The following is a 17817-nucleotide window of genomic DNA, read 5'->3' as shown; positions in this document are numbered from 1 at the left end:
AAAATGGCTTCAGGAGAATAATCATGAGCGAAAACGCAGGAACTTCTACCGTAATTGTTGATAAAACAGCAAACGCCGCCCCTCTTGGTTTTACAGGGCTGGGTCTTGCCGCAGTTCTGTTAAGTCTGAGCTATATTGGCGTATACCCTGTAGAGTCAATGATTGTCTCCATGGCAATATTCCTGGGAGGATTTGCCCAGGTGTTTGCAGGAATTATGTCCTGGAAGAAAGGAGATATTTTTGCAGGAACAGCATTTTCAGCATTTGGCCTTTTCTGGTTCTCACTTGCCGGACTGCTTGTAATGCCTGCAATGGGCTGGGCTTCCCCCTCCTCTGGAATCGCTATGGCCGCTTATCTCTTTACCTGGGGTGTGTACACCTTTGTCATGTTGATCATTACAATGAAAATCGGAGTTAGAGCCCTTCAGTTTGTATTTGTAACATTATTTATACTATTTATGTTGCTGGCCGTTGTAAACGCAACCGGAAACGCCGGTCTGCTTGTAGTGGCCGGATATGTCGGACTTATTATGGGCCTCGGGTCCATGTATACGGCTCTTGCCATGGTAATGAATGAAATCCATGGAAAGGCAGTCGCTCCACTCTAAAGATAAAGTAATGACAGCATTACATCCTCAGTAAATAAAAACGGAACGAAAAACGGAACGAAAAACGGAACGAAAAACGGAATCTGAGGAAACTACACCAACCTCGACGACCTACAAAACCCACAAAACGAAAGGGCAAAAACAGGATAGAAAGCCCAAAAAACACCAACCCTTGAAAACACAGATTCTAAATCTGTGTTTTCAACTTATCCCCCTCTCCGTATCTATTGATCATACCTGGCTTAAAATACTGCGTTCTGTACCGCGTTGGGGAAGATGTAGGCGTTCGAGGAATGCTAAATTTTAGATAACACATACACCTCTTTTAGACCCTTTAGGGCCCGCTTTACCGAAGAAGGACAAAATTCATTGATGGTGAATTTCTGATGAAAGCGGAGAAAAACCTGAATAAAACCCTGAAAATATCATATAAAGCCCTTTTTTTTAGCTTTGCATTAACTCTTATTAAATTACTTGCAGGATTTTTAGGAAACAGCACAGCACTTATTGCGGATTCTATCCGTTCATTTTCTGAATTAATCAATGAACTTAAAAAGCTTCTTGAAGTTTTTATAGCCAGTAAACCGGAAGACTGGAGCCATAATTACGGACATGGAAAGGTTGCAACCCTCTTTACTGGAGCAGGGGCATGTATACTCCTTTTTGCCGGTATCGAGTCAATAAGCCTGGCTTCACAGGAACTGCTTATATTTATACAGGGGAGAGAGACAGAAGCCCCTGAAATCCTCGCACTATCCGCAGCCTCTTTAACCCTGGTATCAAGAGAAATTATTCCTTTGTTCAGCAGTAAAGGAAAAGAAATTGAAGGTACTTTATCAGGAACCGGCATTTACACCAGAAACGCTCAGATTAGAAGTTTACTTCTCTCCTGTTTTGTTACTCTGGGAATAGGGTGTACTTTTCTCCCCGGAAAAAACTGGGTTGTAACTGATTCCTTTATTGCGGCTCTCATGAGCCTTTATCTTCTGGGAACTTCTGGCAAACTCCTTTATGGCACTGCCAATGAACTTATAGAAGCCTCTCTTGATGAGGAAGACAATAAAAAGATCAGGAAGATAATAAACACAACAGAAGGGGTTACGGGCTCAGGGGAGCTTAAAACACGAAAAATAGGGAATGGGATAGCTATCAATGCCTGCATTACCGTAAGTGATTCATTGAACATTCAGGAAGTTGCAGAAATTGCAGACAGAGTGGAAAATAGGTTAAAAACAGTATATGGAGAAGACATTTATGCTCTTGTAAAAGCAGAGCCTGACCCTGGAAGAAATTGTTCTTTCAGGAAAAAGATGGAATTCTCTGAAGAAGGAAGAAAAGAAAATAAGGGCATAAACACTCAGGATAAAATGCTGGCCTGACAGAGAAAGTAAATAATTATAAATTCAGAAAAATAAAATAGGGAGATACTTATAAACCTGATACGAAGGTTTTACTGGTGATGGCTTTTTACCATATTAATTTCTATATTCATCAAAGATGGTAAAAATAATCTTTCAGGAAATATAATCTTTCTGGATGTTAAAATCTTAAAATCTGCCTTTAATATAATTCAGTTATCATCAGATATCTATTTGGTTACTTCAAGTTTAACAACTATTCAGACTTAATTATAATATCAGGCTTTAACCAGTGATGGAATTGACAGAGGCTGGTATTCTCGATAACCGGCCTGCCATAGGAAAGAATGACCGGAATACTTTCTGGAAAGCCTTAAGAAGCTACTATCCAATTCATAAAAGAGGTTAATGAAGAAATGCACTTCAGTCTTGGAATTGATGCAGGGGGCACATATACCGATGCCGTTATCGTGAGGGATTCGGACGGAGCAGTGGTTGAGTCAAGCAAAGCTCTGACAACCTACCCCGACCCTCTGCCTGGAATGAAAAATGCAATTGACAAACTGGATCCGGGATACCTTGGAGATATAAAGCTGGTATCAGTATCCACCACACTATCCACAAATACGATTCTGGAAAGCACGGGATTTCCTGTAGGGCTTATTATGGTGGGGGACTATGTGATCCCTGAGAAACTTCCCACTGATTACTGGATAGCAGTTTCAGGCGGGCATAACAGCGATGGAGAAGAATTAAAAGCCCTGAACCTTGATGCAGTAGAAGAATTCGCACTCAAAGTACAGAGTAAAGTTTCCGCTTTTGCAGTTTCTTCTTATTTCAGCAACCGGAACCCTGAACATGAGCTTGCAGTTAAAAAAGCCTTAAAGGAACTTACCGGACTGCCGGTTGTTTGCGGGCATGAACTATCCCAGGATCTCGGAGCCTATGAAAGGGCTGTAACTGCTTTTCTGAATGCCCAGCTGATCCCTATTACTCATAAGTTCATCCAGGCAATAATTGAAGAATTCGAAAGTCGCGGAATCAACGCAAACATGCTGATGCTGAAATGCGATGGGTCAGTGGTCGGGATAGAAGAGGCTCTGGAAAAACCCATTGAAACTATTTTCTCGGGCCCAGCAGCAAGTCTTGTTGGAGCCTCACACCTTACCAGGCTTGATACATGTGCCGTAATCGATGTAGGAGGGACGAGTACGGATGTTGCCATGATGCAGAACGGGCTTCCGGAACTCAGCAGCTCGGGCGCGGTGGTTGGAGGCTGGCAGACCCGTGTAAAAGCTATCCGCATGGAGACCTCAGCGACCGGAGGTGACAGCCATATCTGGCTCAAGGGAGATAGGATCAATGTGGGACCCCGAAGAGTCATTCCTCTCTGCAGGGCTTCTGCTATATATCCGGGATTCAGGGAGAAGCTCAAGCATAACAGGGTAGCAAAAGGTTACCTCTGTGAAAATATCCAGGTAACGAAGTTTTTTGTCAGGACAGGGTTCAGACCTATAGAGTTAAAAGCAGGGGAAAGGGAAATTTACAGGAATATAGGAAAAGATCCTGTTTCTTTCGGAGACCTGCTCATAGCCCTGAAAAAACGCCCTTCGCCTTCAATACTTGATTCTCTTATACAGAAAAGGCTTATTCAGGCTATAGGCTTTACACCTACCGATGCCCTGCACGTCCTGAGTGAGTATACGGAATGGGATGTTGAAGCTGCAAGGATAGGAGCTTACTTACTTGGGAGACCACTTAAACTGGACCCTGAAGATTTCAGTGCAGAAGTAAAGCGCAGGGTTGCACGTAATATTGCAGAAGACCTCATCGCATATATGATAGAAGGAATGCCCAGAGAAGAGATTGACAGAGTGCTCAAGGGAAAGAACTTTACTCGTTTCAGAGTAGAAATTCCTGTCGTTCTTCTCGGAGGTCCTGTGGGAGCATATGTAGAAGACATGAGAAAGCTGATCAGCGCCGAGTTTATAGTTCCAGAACACGCTGATGTCGGTAATGCAGTTGGGGCTCTTGTCGGAAAAGGAATTAAGAGGGTGGAGATTCTCATAAAAACAAGGTTCATCCCCAAATCCAGAGAAGAGACGCCTGAAGGTGAGGAACACTGTGCAGCGCCGGAGAGTGAAGTTATAGAAGATACACTCCAGCAGCAGGAAAAGAAAACCGAGTTCATTGTCTTTTCACCATCGGAAAGGAAAAAATTTGAAGTATATTCCGAAGCTCTCGAATATGCCGAAAAACTTGGAAAGCAGCTTGTTATGGATTATATGATCAATGCAGGTCTTGGGAAAGAAGATATAAGAATAGACGTAAGCAGAAAACATCTGTCACCAAGCGGCTGGACGGATGTCCCTCTGGAGACAAAACTTGTTTATGTAGGGATAGGAATCCCGAAGAATAGTGTGATTGCCTGAGGGAAGTAAGAAGTAACGGAAATGTCGAACAATATAAGTAAAAATATATATCTTGAGGCATAACTTTATAAATCCGGCTAAAAGGGATTAATATAGTTAAAAATGATATAAATCGCCAATTAGAATAAAAAATGGGGCTGTTTTGATATGCAATATAGTCTGGGTATTGATGCAGGTGGAACATACACGGATGCTGTCATCTTGAGGGATTCGGACAGCAAGATCCTTGATACCGGTAAAGCGGTTACCACCTATCCAAACCTGATGACCGGAATTCGGAATGCAATTAATGAATTGAACCCGGAATATCTAAAACAAGTCAAACTTGTGTCGGTTTCCACAACTCTTTCCACAAATACCATTCTGGAAAAGACAGGATATCCTGTTGGCCTGATCCTTGTAGGAAACTATACCGTCCCAAGGGAGCTTCCAGCCGATTATACTATCATGGTTAACGGGGGTCACGATAGCAATGGAGATGAGCTCCAGCCTCTTGACATTGCGGCTGTAGAGCAGTTTGCAGTTAGCTTTAAAAATAAAGTGTCCGCATTTGCTGTTTCTTCTTATTTCAGCACCAGAAATCCTGAACATGAGATCAAGATAAAGGAAGTAATCCTTAAACTTACAGGGCATCCCGTAGTCTGCGGACATGAACTATCCCAGGAACTTGGAGCTTACGAAAGAGCTGCTACGGCAGTTTTAAATGCCCAGTTAATCCCCATAACCTACCAGTTTATCCATTCAATCATGAATGAAATAAAGGAAAGAAATATCGATGCCAAAGTCCTGATGTTAAAATGTGACGGTTCTGTCATAGATATAAAGGGAGCAAAGCTGCGACCTATTGAAACTATATTTTCCGGTCCCGCTGCAAGTATTATGGGAGCCTCACACCTCTCGGGGCTTGACACATGTGCCGTAATTGATGTAGGAGGGACGAGCACGGATGTCTCCATAATTAAAAATGGTGTTCCAGAGCTCTGCGAAAAAGGAGCTGTTGTAGGAGGCTGGCAGACCCGTGTAAAAGCCATAAAAATGGAAAGCTCCGCAAACGGGGGAGACAGCCATATATGGTTCAAAAAATGCATAAGGGTAGGCCCGAGAAGAGTTATACCCCTCTGTTTTGCTGCGGTAAACTATCCCAATTTCAAAGAAAAACTGGAGAAAAATCCCATACCTTTGAGGACAATGCTCAATGAACATCTCCAGCCCACAAAATTTTTTGTAAGTACCGGAGCTACGCTCAACAACCCTACAGAGAGTGAACAGAAACTGCTTGAAGCGATAGGAGACGAACCTGTCTCCATACATGACATATTAAATAAAATGAATCGGTTTCCCTCTCCTGCTGTTCTTGATTCCCTTCTCAACCAGAGGGCAATTCAGGCAATAGGATTTACACCAACAGATGCCCTGCATGTCCTTGGAGAATATACGGAATGGGATGTGGAAGCCGCCCAGATAGGGGCAAGAAAACTCTCCCGCTTTACTCAGATGGGAGTTATCGCTTTCTGTAAAAAAGTAAAGCAACAGGTTGCAAAAAATATGGCTTACAGCCTGATGTCCTTTATAATGGAAGGTAAGGGCAAAGACGGGATAAAAATGCTGCTGGAAAAAGAAGTGCCTGTCCAGTATAAAGTAAACATTCCAATAGTTCTTCTTGGAGGGCCTGTAAAAGCTTACTATGGGGAGCTGAAGTCTCTTATTGATGCGGAAATTATTGTCCCGGAGCAGGCAAGAGTAGGAAATGCTGTGGGAGCTCTTGTAGGGAAAGGAATTAAAAGAATTGAGATTACTATAAGACCAAATTCAATGGAAAACCCGGATCAGAATTTCCTTGTATTTACCCCGGCCGGAAGAAAAAAATTCGAACATTACAGGACCGCAATGGAATATTCCCAGAAAGTCGGGGAAGAACTCATTCTGGATTCTATGAAAGATTTCGGGCTTCCTGACAATTCAATAAAGATAGACACCAGCATAGAGTACCTTGTCCCTCCCGGTTGGAAACGAACCCCGATGGAAACAAAGATAACATTCGTAGGGGTCTGCGCTCCTGGTTTTTCAACAGACTGAATTTACATTCACCCCCAAAAGAGTCGGAGAAATTTTGAATTTGAAAAGGAACAGCCATAGAAACAGCCTGCCGGCAGTAAGGACTGGCGGCATATCGCAGGAAACCATACTGCAGGAAGTAGGGAGAAATGGAGTCTTCGCTTATTGATCTTGTTTTCCGCTCTGATAAAAGAAAAAATCTTCTAATACTGCTGGATAGCGGCTCAAAAAATATTGATGAAATTAAGGAAGAGCTGGATGTTACTGCCACTTCAATTCTTCCCCAGATAAAGAAGCTAATAGACAGCGACCTTATTGTCCAGGAAGACCGGATGTATAAGCTCACGGTGTTTGGAGAGTTTATAATTAAAAAGGTTAAGCCGCTGATAAGTGCCCTTGAAGTTGTTGAAAAAAACAACTGTTACTGGACAGGTCACGATCTGAATTCGATCCCCCGCCATCTTCTTGAAAGAATTTCTGAGCTTGGGGATTGTACATTGATAGAGCCGGATCTGAACCACATCTATGAGCCCTCCCAGAAGATTATTGATAGTATGGCAAATGCAAAAATGGCTTCAACCTTTGCTTCCTATTTCAACCCTGCTTATCTGCCTCTGTATGTTGAACTTGGCAGAAAGGATGCCGAACTTTCTCTTAATTTTACGCAGTCCGTCTGGGACCACCTGTCAAACGAGCACTCAAATATGATAAAAGAGCTAATGAGTATGGACAACGTAAGCCTTTATATCTCAAAAGAAGGTATAAAAATCTCAGAAGTTACGGTAACTGAAAAAATAATGCTTCTCGGGCTCTTTGATAAAAATGGTAAGTTTGACCAGCAGTTCATTATGAGTTTTCAGCCTGCTGCTCTGAAGTGGGGACAGGAATTATTCGATTATCTTAAGAGACTTTCCAAACAGGTAAATAAGATATAATTTAAAAATGCAAGGGAGGAAAAACAAAGATGAAAACCCCAGCTAATTCCAGATATGAACCCTGTCTAGTTTTTCATGCATATAAAGAAATAATCGATCGGGGTTTTGCCGGATAAAGCCCTGAAATGGGAACATCAGGACCAGCTTAATGAAAAATAATTATATATCTTATAGTAGTAATTTGTTACGCAAAAATGGCAATTTTCAGGATGTTCCTGCAGCCCTTAACCTGTGAATACTTTTTCCATAACGGTAATGGTTATGGAGATAGTTGAGAAGTGATTAAACTTCCGGTATAGAGATATATACAATGTTGAATATAACAGGATGAAAAACAAGAGAGGGAATTAGATGGAATCATCATTACTGGATGTTCTCTTTCTTTCAGAAAAAAGGAAAAACCTGCTTCTGCTTCTTCTGGACGGACCCAAAACTATCGAGGAGATTAAAAGCACACTTGATGTACGTTCAAGCCCGATTATGACCCAGATAAAGATCCTGATGAAGCAGGACTTAATTGTTGAAAATAACAGGCTATATAAGCTTTCAAGTATCGGAGAGATTCTGGTTCCCAAGATGAAAGCTATTCTTGAAACATTTAATGTATTTGATAAAAACCACAACTACTGGGTAAACCAGGACATGACGTCAATTCCTCCCGAGTTTCTGGATGACATCGGAAAGCTTGGAAATTATATAGAAGTGAATCCTGACCGAAACCATGTTTTTGAGTATCCGAAAGAAGTGGTTAAAAACCTATCCGAATCAGAGAAGGTAATGATATCCTCATCATTTTTCCTTCCAATCTACCCTTCTCTCTGTATAGAGCTTGCTGCAAAAGGTACGGACATTACGCTTGTATTTACGGAATATGTCTATGACAGGATGCTTAACGACTACAAAAAAGAACTTGAGCATTTCCTGAACCTGAAGTATACAAAGCTGTATGTGTGCAATAACAATAATATGAAAATTGCATCAAGCATAGTTACGGAGAAGTTTATGGCACTGTCCCTCTTTTGCAACAGCGGGATCTATTACAATCATAACCTGGTAAGTTTTGATGAAAGTGCACTTAAATGGGGAAAAGAACTTTTTGACCACTATAAGAGTATGGCAAGGCCGATTACCAGGGTCTGAAAGAACTTCCCCTTATTAATTTTAGAAAATAAACTTTAAAGGGCAATGATCCTGCAAGAGTAAAGTACTGTTTTTCTAAAAAGAATTATTATACTATGTTATGTATTCTTTTTTTCATATATCATAGAGAAAGCAGATATCTGCTGAAAAAATAATTTTTAAAAAAAGGGGAAACTGAGGTTCTCAGTTCACCCTGATAGTAACATTCATTTCCGGAACATCTTTTACAGTGAAAAGATATGATCCGGGCTTGTTAAAAGTATAGCTATAGGGAACACTGTAAGCAAGTTCCTGATCCTCAAAGAGTCCTTCTTCACTGACGAGAATATAGGTTCCCTGCCTTTTTCCGCTCCACCATGAGACCGTATCGCCTGTCTGGACATCCAGTTCTGAAGGTCTTATTACTTTGTAGTATTCAAGGCGGACAACATGATCCTTTGCGGACCCAGAACTAACATTTTCCTGCTGTACATCATCCTGCGGCTCTGCAGAGGCTTCTAAATCTGATTCCTCAGATGCGGCCTCTGAGTCTTCTCCGGCACAACCGGAAGCAAACAGAAACACAAATACCAGAAGTAAAACCAGAATTTTCCCTTTCATGGATCTCACCATCCTTAAGCCTTTATTTATAAGTTAATTTATATAGATTACCTTTTTGATAGATTTTAAAAGATTGGTGAGAAAGAAACAAAAAATAAAGGATAAAAACTGAAATTAAAAGAAAAACAAAAGGAGCATAGAAAGTTAAATCAAAACATTAAGTACAAAAAATCTGGAACAAAAAATAGTAAAAAGCAGGGATGCAAAAATCCAGAAGAAGCAGTGGTATAACGAAATGCGGAATGTAACCAAAAAACAACCAGAAATAAAAATTTACGTCCCGACTGAGACTTGAACTCAGGTCTAAGGCTCCGCAGGCCTCAAGGATATCCACTACCCTATCGGGACGCAAGCGAGCACCACTGATAAGCACATTCTAGAATATAAACTTTATTGTTGAAAAAAAGCCAGGCGTGCAATAATTCAATAAGATAACTCTGAAAAAAGAGAGGAAAAACCTTTTTCAAGGGACTTCAATATCAATAAAGATTAAATGCAACAAGTTCTTTTTTATAATTTATGTCGATGACCATAGGCCTTGCAGGAAAGCCCAATGCGGGCAAATCCACCTTTTTTAAAGCGGCTACCCTTGCAGATGTTGAGATTGCAAACTATCCTTTCACAACCATAAATGCCAACCACGGCGTCACATATGTCCGGGCGGAATGCCCGTGCAAAGAGAAAGGAAAAACATGCGGGAAGTGCGTGGACGGGGTCAGGCTTGTTCCTATTGACATTATAGATGTTGCAGGGCTTGTGCCTGACGCATGTAAAGGCAGAGGGCTTGGAAACACATTCCTGGACGAACTCAGGCAGGCTCAGGCAATAATTCACGTGGTAGATGCCTCAGGCGGGACGGACGCTGAAGGCAACCCTGTGGATATCGGAGACCACAACCCCCTTGACGACGTGGCTTTCCTGAACAGGGAAATTACGATGTGGCTTTACGGGATTCTTGAGAGGAACTGGGTCAAGCTTTCCAGAAAAATCCAGGCTGAAGGGCTCAAGCTTGAAGTGGTAATTTCAGAACAGCTTGCCGGAGCAGGGATAAAGGAATCTCATGTAAACGCCGCCTTGATTGAAACAGGGCTTTCAAGGATAGATCATATTAAGTGGACTGAAGAAGACATGATACGCCTCTGCGATACCATGAGGGAGATAAGCAAGCCCATGCTTATCGCAGCAAACAAGACTGATATTGCCCCGAGAGAGAACCTGGAAAAACTCAGAGAACTTGACAGGATAGTAGTATCTACAAGTGCAGCAGCTGAACTGGTTTTAAGGTCAGCTGCAAAGGCAGGGGTAATAAAATACACCCCCGGAGATAGAGATTTCGAGCTGCTTACGGAAGAGATTACAAAAGCCCAGAAAAAAGGGCTTGAAGCCATCCATAAGGTACTTGAGCGGTTCGGCACTACAGGCATTCAGGAGTGCATTAACAGGACTGTCTTTGAACTTCTGGACCTGATTGTAGTATATCCGGTAGAAGATGAAGGGAAATGGTCTGACAAACTTGGAAATATGCTTCCGGATGCTTATCTCATGAAAAAGGGATCTACCTGCCACGATCTCGCATACCAGATCCATACAGAAATAGGAGACCGTTTCCTGTACGCAGTGGATGCAAGGACAAGGCTGAGGCTCGGGGAAAAACATGAACTGAAAAATGGAGATGTAATAAAAATTGTATCTACTGCAAAGTAAGCCGCGTAGAAAAGACCGGAAAAGCTCATGTCGGAAAAAACTGCCGGGTGAAATAAGAATTAAAAAAACACCGAATTTAAGGCTTTATTCGGAAGGAATACTCAATGGACCTGCTTTCCTTTGGTCAGCCACTTTATGAGAGGTATCTGTCCTGGCAAATCACAAGGTCAGCTACAAAGATCCCTGCACATGTGGCTCTTATTCTCAAAGAGGCCGACCTCCTCGAATATAAAGGGATTGAAAAACTCCTGACCGCGCTTCTTACATTCAGAAAGTTTAAGGTGGAACTCGTAAGCATTTATGTGGACATCCTGAAGGCTGACCAGACTATGAAAGCCGAGCTTGCCTCAACTCTTGGTGAACAGCTGGAAGAAAGTTTTATGGGCCTTCCTTCCGGAACAGGGTACGAAATATGCGGTCTTGAGGGGGAAGTAAATTGCAGCCGGCAGGGCAAGGATTTTTTTGTATATCTGTCCCTTGGTTTTGGAGGGAGAGGGGAAATCACCAGGGCTGTAATTTCTATACTTGACGAAGTTAAGGCAGGGCGCATCAGGCCTGAAGAAGTTGACGAAAAAATGCTTGAATCACACCTCCTTGTTAAGCATGAGCCGGATATAATGATCCGTTCAGGAGGGCAGAAGCTTTCGGATTTCCTTGTCTGGCAGTCCGTATATTCGGAACTGTATTTTACGGATGTTAACTGGAAAGATGTAAGGAAAATAGATCTCCTGAGAGTAATCAGGGACTTTCAGAAAAGACAGAGAAGGTACGGGAAATAAAGATGGAGTTTGGGGAAAGGACAGGAAGTCATTATGTTGTGGTTGTCTGCCCTAAATGCAGGCAGCATGCTCAGATAAGCGAAACCGGAAAAAAGACTCTGAGATGCCAGAAATGCGGAGCACTCCTGCATGCTCGAAAACTTAGAGTGTTCGGTTCTTTTGAGGAATTACCTGAAGCTGTGGACTTCAGGACTCGTCTGCAAGCTGAGATTTCCGGAAAAGGAAAAGAAACTTTTTCCCTGAAAACCTTTTCAGAAGATTCTGGCAGCTCAGGTTTTGAAAACGAAGCTGTACAGAAAAAGGCACAACCTCTGGCATCAGGAGCTGCTCCCGGAAATATATCAGTTAAAAGAGACCAGAAGTCAATCATGAGTGAGATCCTTAAATCTTCATGTGGGAAGATGAAGATAGAAGAGTTTCGTGAGGAAGCTCTGGAAAAAGGGATAAGTAAGGAAAGGTTTGAGATAATCCTGAAAAAACTTCTGGAAACAGGAGAGCTTTATTCTCCGGAACCAGGGGTTGTAAAACTCATATAACTATGAACATAATCTGATATACTGCTGATAGATGTTGAGATTTCATTACCGTACCTGATTATAGATAGTTCCTGCAGAGAACCACTGTAGATTATTCTGGTACAATCCCTGCACATAATTCCTCCACATAATCATTGCATATAATTTCTCCACATAATTCCTCACATGATTCCCTACATAATCATTGCACATAATTCCTCCACATAATTCCTCACATGATTCCCTACATAATCATTGCACATAATTCCCCCACATAATTCAAGTATATAATTCCTGTACATAATCCCGAATGAAAATTTACGGTTGATATATCCACTTTTAAATACTTTTTAAAAATAGCACTTAATAAGGTTATCAGTTCAAATGACAGAGATAAAATAAAAGGAAAATTAATAAAGAGTTTGTTAAAGAACTTTTTGTTGTCAGGAAATCTCTTTTCCGTGGTTTCTAGCACATTTATTACGAAGTTGAATAAGACAAACATATATTAAGTACGAAAAGATTTACTATAATTAAGCATTTAAAAGCAAAAAAGAATCCGGTTTGAGTAACTGGATAATAGGCAATGAGATTCATAAATTATTATATTAATCCGGAGCTTACTGAAAAAATACCTATTAAGTGATCCGGGAACTATTATACTGAAACCCCACTGAAACCACCTGGAATTTGTCGATCAGAGTCACCCATAAAAGGTTTATTATGTGGCTTCTGTGGTTTTATCATTATTATCCGTAAACGTTACGGAATTTATACAGGATATAACGGTGTTATAGACATGATGGATCCGCAAATAGAAAGAAAACTCATTGAAATCATGAGGGTGATTCATGAAAGTGACAAGCCCATAGGTGCCCGGGCTATAGCTGATGAACTGAACAACCGGGGCTATGATATAGGAGAGCGGGCTGTCCGTTACCACCTCAGGATCCTGGATGAGAGAGGGTTTACACGCAAGCACGGATACGCCGGGCGTACACTTACTGATCTTGGGGAAAACGAAATGAATGACGCCCTCATTGGGGACCGTTTCGGTTTTGTAATATCCAGGATAGAAGAAATGGCATTCAGAACCACCTATAACCCTGAAACTGACAAAGGGGATGTTGTGGTAAATATCTCTTATTTTGACAAAGATGATTTCGAAACTGTTATCGAGTTAATTTCGTATACTGCTCACGCAGGCTATATGATAAGCCCGAGAGTAAGAATTTTCGAAGAGGATTCGCTGGAAATGTCTTTGCCTCCGGGGAAAATAGGAATAGCTACCGTGTGCAGCGTCACTTTTGACGGGCTTCTTCTGAAAGCAGGAATTCCCGTAGAACCTGCTTACGGAGGGATACTCCAGATAGAAAACAAAAAACCTGCACGTTTCCTTGACCTTATTTCTTACAGCGGGACCTCTATAGACCCAATAAAGATTTTTATGAATAGGACTCCTACTTCAGTTCTTGAAGTACTTGAGAAAGGGGAAGGAAAAATACTTGCCAATATGCGTCAGATAAATTCCTCTGCTTACGAGATGACAGGAAAAATTTTGAAAAAAGCAGAAAAAGTGGGTCTTGCAGGCTGTATCACTCTGGGAGAAATTGATGAGTATTTACTTGGAGCTCCGGTTGAAACCGGAAAGTTCGGGGCTGCGGTAGTGGGAGGAATTAATGGGATCTGCGCACTTGAGGAAACAGGAATTGAAATAGAGACAAACCCAATTTCTACCATGCTGGATTATCAGACAATGAAAGAGATATAAATTTAATATAAATCAAATATAAATCTAATACAAATTTAATATAAATCTAATATAAATTTAATATAAATCAAATTTTGAAATACAGGCAAAAACTAAGATGGAAACGTGAGGCAGGAAAATGCTCAGGCTGACAGTGTTGTACGATAATGAAGCATGTCCCGGTTTAACAGGAAGCTGGGGGTTTTCAGCTCTAATTGAAACAGGCACTGAAACCCTTCTTTTCGACACAGGCTGGGATGGGACTCTTCTTCTAAAGAATATGGAGAAAATAGGCATTGACCCTGCCTGTGTAAATAAACTGGTTCTTTCCCATCAGCATTGGGACCATATAGGCGGTCTGCCAGAAATCCTTAACGCAAACTCCGGCATTACAGTTTATGTTCCTGCATCTTTTTCAGAGAACCTCAAAAGGGAAATCCGGAAGAGAGCTGAGCTGATAGAGGTGAAGGAGTCTATTGAGATATCTGATGGCATCTGGAGTACAGGGGAACTGGGAGAAAAAATAAAGGAACAGTCCCTGGTTCTGTGTACGGAGAAAGGATCCTACGTCCTTACGGGCTGTGCTCACCCAGGCATTGCCGCAATTCTGGACGCTGCTCTTTGTCACGGAGAAGTTAAAGGAATTATTGGCGGCTTGCACGACGATGACAGATTTGAGAGGCTCGAAGGAATGGAACTGATAGCAGCCGGACACTGCACAACCCATAAGGAAAAAATAAAAGAGCTTTTCCGCACGAAATTTATGGAAACTCAAGCTGGCCTGAAACTGGAGTTAACAACATATTAAGTGAGACTGAAGTTAACAAGATAATAATTTGATGAATACTATTTTTCTAGAAAAAGTGAAGACCTATCGTACATCTTATACTATCAGACAGCTTACACAGGAATTTCTATATTTCAGGCGGTTGAAGATTATCTTTTAATAACCTCAAAATCGGCCTGATTCAGGTTGCTGGATCTGGAAGAATTTCAATTCAGGGTTTTAATTAAGTGTTTTAATTAAGTGTTTTAATTAAGTGTTTTAATTCAGGATTCAATACAAACTTGTTATTTTATTTTCAAAAGAATGTTCGGAAGCACTCAGAGAACATATAATTAGAAATATAATGCCCTCCAAAAGGGATAAAGGATTTTGTGCAGAGAACCGGAGATGAGACAGAGCTGTCAGGCCAGCCTGATCTTGGTCCTTATTCTGCCAGATAGAACTAAGTGGACTCACTCTAAACGGCTATTTCTCAGGATACGAAGAAAATCGGGGAAACCGTATCCGGAAAGAGATAAAGGGAGAAAATACCATGCTAAAAATAGAAGACCTGACTGTAGAGGTCAACGGAAAAATCTTACTCCATGATGTGAACCTCGAGGTTGAGAAAGGGTACACAAATGTACTTTTCGGACCAAACGGAGCCGGGAAGTCTGCCCTCATGAGGACGATTATGGGTTTCAGCGAGTACAAGGTTTTGAAAGGCAGGATACTGTTCAATGGAGAGGACATTACTCACCTTCCAGTGGATGAAAGAGCCCGCCGCGGGCTTGGTATTATGATGCAGCGTCCGCCCGATATGACAGGGATTAAACTCGGGGACCTTGTAAAAGTAACATCAAAAGGAAAGAAAGACCCTGAAGCACTTGCAGAAAACCTTGATATGAAGCGTTTTCTCGACAGGGATGTGAACGTTGGTTTTTCAGGAGGGGAGATTAAACGCTCCGAACTTCTCCAGCTTGCAGCCCAGAACCCGACGCTCTATCTTCTGGACGAGCCCGAATCCGGAGTGGATCTCGTGAGTATCGAGCAGGTAGGGATGACAATAAAAGAACTGCTTGCCGAAGGGTTGGAATGCCCAGGAGAGAGATGCACGAAAGGTAAATCGGCTCTTATTATTACACACACAGGCCAGGTTCTGGACTATGTGCAGGCAGACCGGGGATATATCCTCTGCAACGGCACGGTTATGTGTTCGGGGAATCCTATGAAAATGCTTGAAGAGATTAAAAACAAAGGGTACCAGGAGTGTATAACATGCAGACTGAACAGGTGAGCCTTAAAAAAAGAGCCGAGAGCGCAGCTGAGAAGAAAGCGGCTTTCGGAGAGGACTTTGAACTGGAAAAATACGAAGAAGGTTCTAAGGTCAGCAAACCAATTGAAGACCTCCAGTCTCTTGATGAAGAAAGCAAAAAGACACTGCTCCAGGTAGGGGTGATCCCGAGCGAAGAAGGCAGGTCAGGAAGTTTTCTGGTACTGGATAATGCGGTTTCTCACTCAACCCTTAAAGATAAAAACGTGGAGCTGATGTCAACCCACAAGGCTATGGAAAAATACGAATGGCTTAAAGATTACTCCTGGAAACTTGTTCAGGTGGATGCCGACAAATACACCGCAAAAACCTATCTGGAAGACGCTGACGGTTATTTTATCAGAGTGCCTGCGGGAAAGAAAACCTCCATGCCTGTCCAGACATGCCTTATGCTGGGAAGCAAAAAGGCAGCCCAGACAGTACATAACATCATAATTGTTGAGGAAGGGGCGACTCTTGACATAATAACGGGGTGTACAACTAAAAAAGGAGTTGAAGAAGGTCTGCACCTTGGGATTTCCGAGATGTACATAAAGAAAGGCGGCACCCTGAATTTTACAATGATCCACAACTGGGCAGAACAGATAGGAGTCCGCCCGAGAACGGTTGTGAGTGTTGAAGAAGGCGGGACTTATGTCAGTAATTATATTTGCTTAAAGCCCGTGCGCTCTGTACAGACGTACCCGACTGTCAGGCTCGAAGGAGAGGGGGCGGTAACCAGGCTCAATACCATAGCAATTGCGCACCCGGGTTCCGAGCTTGACCTTGGGAGCAAAGCTATTTTTAATGCCCCGGGTACAAGAGCAGAGCTGATTTCAAGAACAATTACCATAGGCGGAAGACTGATTGCACGTGGAGAAATGATAGGAAACGCAAAGGGTGCAAAAGGTCACCTCGAATGTAAAGGTCTTGTCCTTACCGATAAAGGCAGCCAGCTTGCAATCCCTATACTGGAGGCAAATGTGGACGACATAGAGCTTACTCATGAGGCAGCCGTTGGAAAAATTGCTAAAGACCAGGTGGAATACCTGATGGCAAGAGGGCTTACCGAGGATGAAGCAGTCGGAATGATCATAAGAGGCTTCCTGGACGTGGGTATAAGGGGAATCCCGGAAGAGCTTAAGGAAGAAATAGAAAACACGATTGCACAGACAGCTCTTGGAATGTAATTTCTGCAGGCCGGGGGACTTCTGAGTCTCCCCGGAAAAACTTCTCTGAAAAAGCCTTAGGAAAAAGATCGAACTGCCGGGAGGGGAAGAGGCAGCCGCTGAAAAAAACATTGGAAAAGACAGGTTTTACAATTGAGAAAAGAATAAGGTATTTTTTAATTGAGAAAAGGGTGTGTGGTTCCGGCAGGAGAAAAGGAGAAACCTGCCGGCTTTTGTGGTATAAGTGGATTTTAACGAGCATAAAGCATGATTTTAAGATTAGGTCTTTTTGAGTTAGATAAACCTTAAAACAGGCAAGCTCATTAAACCTTAATTTGCAAATTGGATAAGGAATATAAAAACGTTTCTGTTCGATTATTTATATAAAAATAAGATGTAAAATTTCCGGATATCTGTTCTTTTCTTCAAAACTTATTATCAAGGAGAAACTATTTACCAAGAAGGTTTCGGAAAGATTCCTGATCTCATGAGTGAGAATTTAGGGTAAATTGAATCAAAACAAAATAGAAGTCTTAAAGTTTTATTACTAGTTGAGGTGACTGGAGGAAAGAAAATCCTTCGTCAGGGTAGAAGATCTGTTTCTGAAATACGGAGCCCTATTATTATTTACAAGAACAGCATTACATAGCTTAATTTTCAATGCTGAAAGACTTAATGGAAAATAAGAATTTAT

14 protein-coding genes and 1 tRNA gene are annotated in these 17817 nt (G+C 41.8%); 13 read left to right on the top strand and 2 right to left on the bottom strand.

The genetic code is table 11. The features are described 5' to 3' along the window. The first annotated feature begins 23 nt into the window (after positions 1-23). The 6 genes from MSMAS_RS01185 (at position 24) to MSMAS_RS01160 (ending at position 8528) form a co-directional block, all read left to right on the top strand. Complete coding sequence (locus MSMAS_RS01185) at positions 24-608, top strand: acetate uptake transporter (RefSeq protein WP_011033024.1); 585 nt, start codon at positions 24-26, stop codon at positions 606-608. Positions 609-994: 386 nt separating this feature from the next. Then, positions 995-1987 carry a cation diffusion facilitator family transporter gene (locus tag MSMAS_RS01180; RefSeq protein ID WP_011033025.1) on the top strand — a complete coding sequence of 331 codons (993 nt, stop codon included), beginning with the start codon at positions 995-997 and terminating at the stop codon, positions 1985-1987. A gap of 395 nt (positions 1988-2382) precedes the next feature. Then, a complete protein-coding gene (locus tag MSMAS_RS01175) occupies positions 2383-4398 on the top strand; it encodes a hydantoinase/oxoprolinase family protein (protein ID WP_011033026.1) in 2016 nt (671 codons plus the stop codon). A 147-nt stretch (positions 4399-4545) separates the two neighbouring features. Then, positions 4546-6474, top strand: a complete 1929-nt coding sequence (locus MSMAS_RS01170; protein ID WP_011033027.1) for a hydantoinase/oxoprolinase N-terminal domain-containing protein — start codon at positions 4546-4548, stop codon at positions 6472-6474. A gap of 128 nt (positions 6475-6602) precedes the next feature. Next, positions 6603-7388 carry a helix-turn-helix transcriptional regulator gene (locus tag MSMAS_RS01165; RefSeq protein ID WP_011033028.1) on the top strand — a complete coding sequence of 262 codons (786 nt, stop codon included), beginning with the start codon at positions 6603-6605 and terminating at the stop codon, positions 7386-7388. A gap of 351 nt (positions 7389-7739) precedes the next feature. Further along, positions 7740-8528, top strand: coding sequence for a helix-turn-helix transcriptional regulator (locus MSMAS_RS01160; protein WP_011033029.1), 789 nt, complete (start codon positions 7740-7742; stop codon positions 8526-8528). Between the two features lie 183 nt (positions 8529-8711). Here the strand turns inward: MSMAS_RS01160 and MSMAS_RS01155 are convergent, their stop codons facing one another. After that, entirely contained in the window at positions 8712-9128 is a 417-nt protein-coding gene (locus MSMAS_RS01155) for a cupredoxin domain-containing protein (protein ID WP_048036635.1), read from the bottom strand. A 276-nt stretch (positions 9129-9404) separates the two neighbouring features. Then, positions 9405-9476, bottom strand: a tRNA-Arg gene (locus tag MSMAS_RS01150). 171 nt (positions 9477-9647) lie between these two features. On the opposite strand from MSMAS_RS01150, the gene MSMAS_RS01145 reads away from it, so the two are divergent. From MSMAS_RS01145 to MSMAS_RS01115, 7 genes are all read left to right on the top strand, one after another. Continuing rightward, positions 9648-10832: a redox-regulated ATPase YchF gene (locus MSMAS_RS01145; RefSeq protein ID WP_011033031.1), complete on the top strand. Its 1185-nt coding sequence runs from the start codon at positions 9648-9650 to the stop codon at positions 10830-10832. Between the two features lie 104 nt (positions 10833-10936). Beyond that, complete coding sequence (locus MSMAS_RS01140) at positions 10937-11611, top strand: undecaprenyl diphosphate synthase family protein (protein ID WP_011033032.1); 675 nt, start codon at positions 10937-10939, stop codon at positions 11609-11611. A 2-nt stretch (positions 11612-11613) separates the two neighbouring features. Continuing rightward, entirely contained in the window at positions 11614-12147 is a 534-nt protein-coding gene (locus MSMAS_RS01135) for a DUF5817 domain-containing protein (RefSeq protein ID WP_048039307.1), read from the top strand. A 778-nt stretch (positions 12148-12925) separates the two neighbouring features. Continuing rightward, positions 12926-13897: a global nitrogen regulator NrpRI gene (gene nrpRI / locus MSMAS_RS01130; protein WP_011033034.1), complete on the top strand. Its 972-nt coding sequence runs from the start codon at positions 12926-12928 to the stop codon at positions 13895-13897. Positions 13898-14015: 118 nt separating this feature from the next. Beyond that, a complete protein-coding gene (locus MSMAS_RS01125) occupies positions 14016-14684 on the top strand; it encodes an MBL fold metallo-hydrolase (RefSeq protein ID WP_011033035.1) in 669 nt (222 codons plus the stop codon). Between the two features lie 511 nt (positions 14685-15195). Further along, complete coding sequence (locus MSMAS_RS01120) at positions 15196-15939, top strand: ABC transporter ATP-binding protein (RefSeq protein WP_011033036.1); 744 nt, start codon at positions 15196-15198, stop codon at positions 15937-15939. Then, complete coding sequence (locus MSMAS_RS01115) at positions 15921-17144, top strand: SufB/SufD family protein (protein ID WP_011033037.1); 1224 nt, start codon at positions 15921-15923, stop codon at positions 17142-17144. Before MSMAS_RS01120 ends, MSMAS_RS01115 begins: the two co-directional genes overlap by 19 nt. Positions 17145-17817: the final 673 nt, after the last annotated feature.

The sequence above is a fragment of the Methanosarcina mazei S-6 genome, assembly GCF_000970205.1.
Classification (GTDB): domain Archaea; phylum Halobacteriota; class Methanosarcinia; order Methanosarcinales; family Methanosarcinaceae; genus Methanosarcina; species Methanosarcina mazei.
This window is presented reverse-complemented; position numbering and strand designations above follow the sequence as displayed.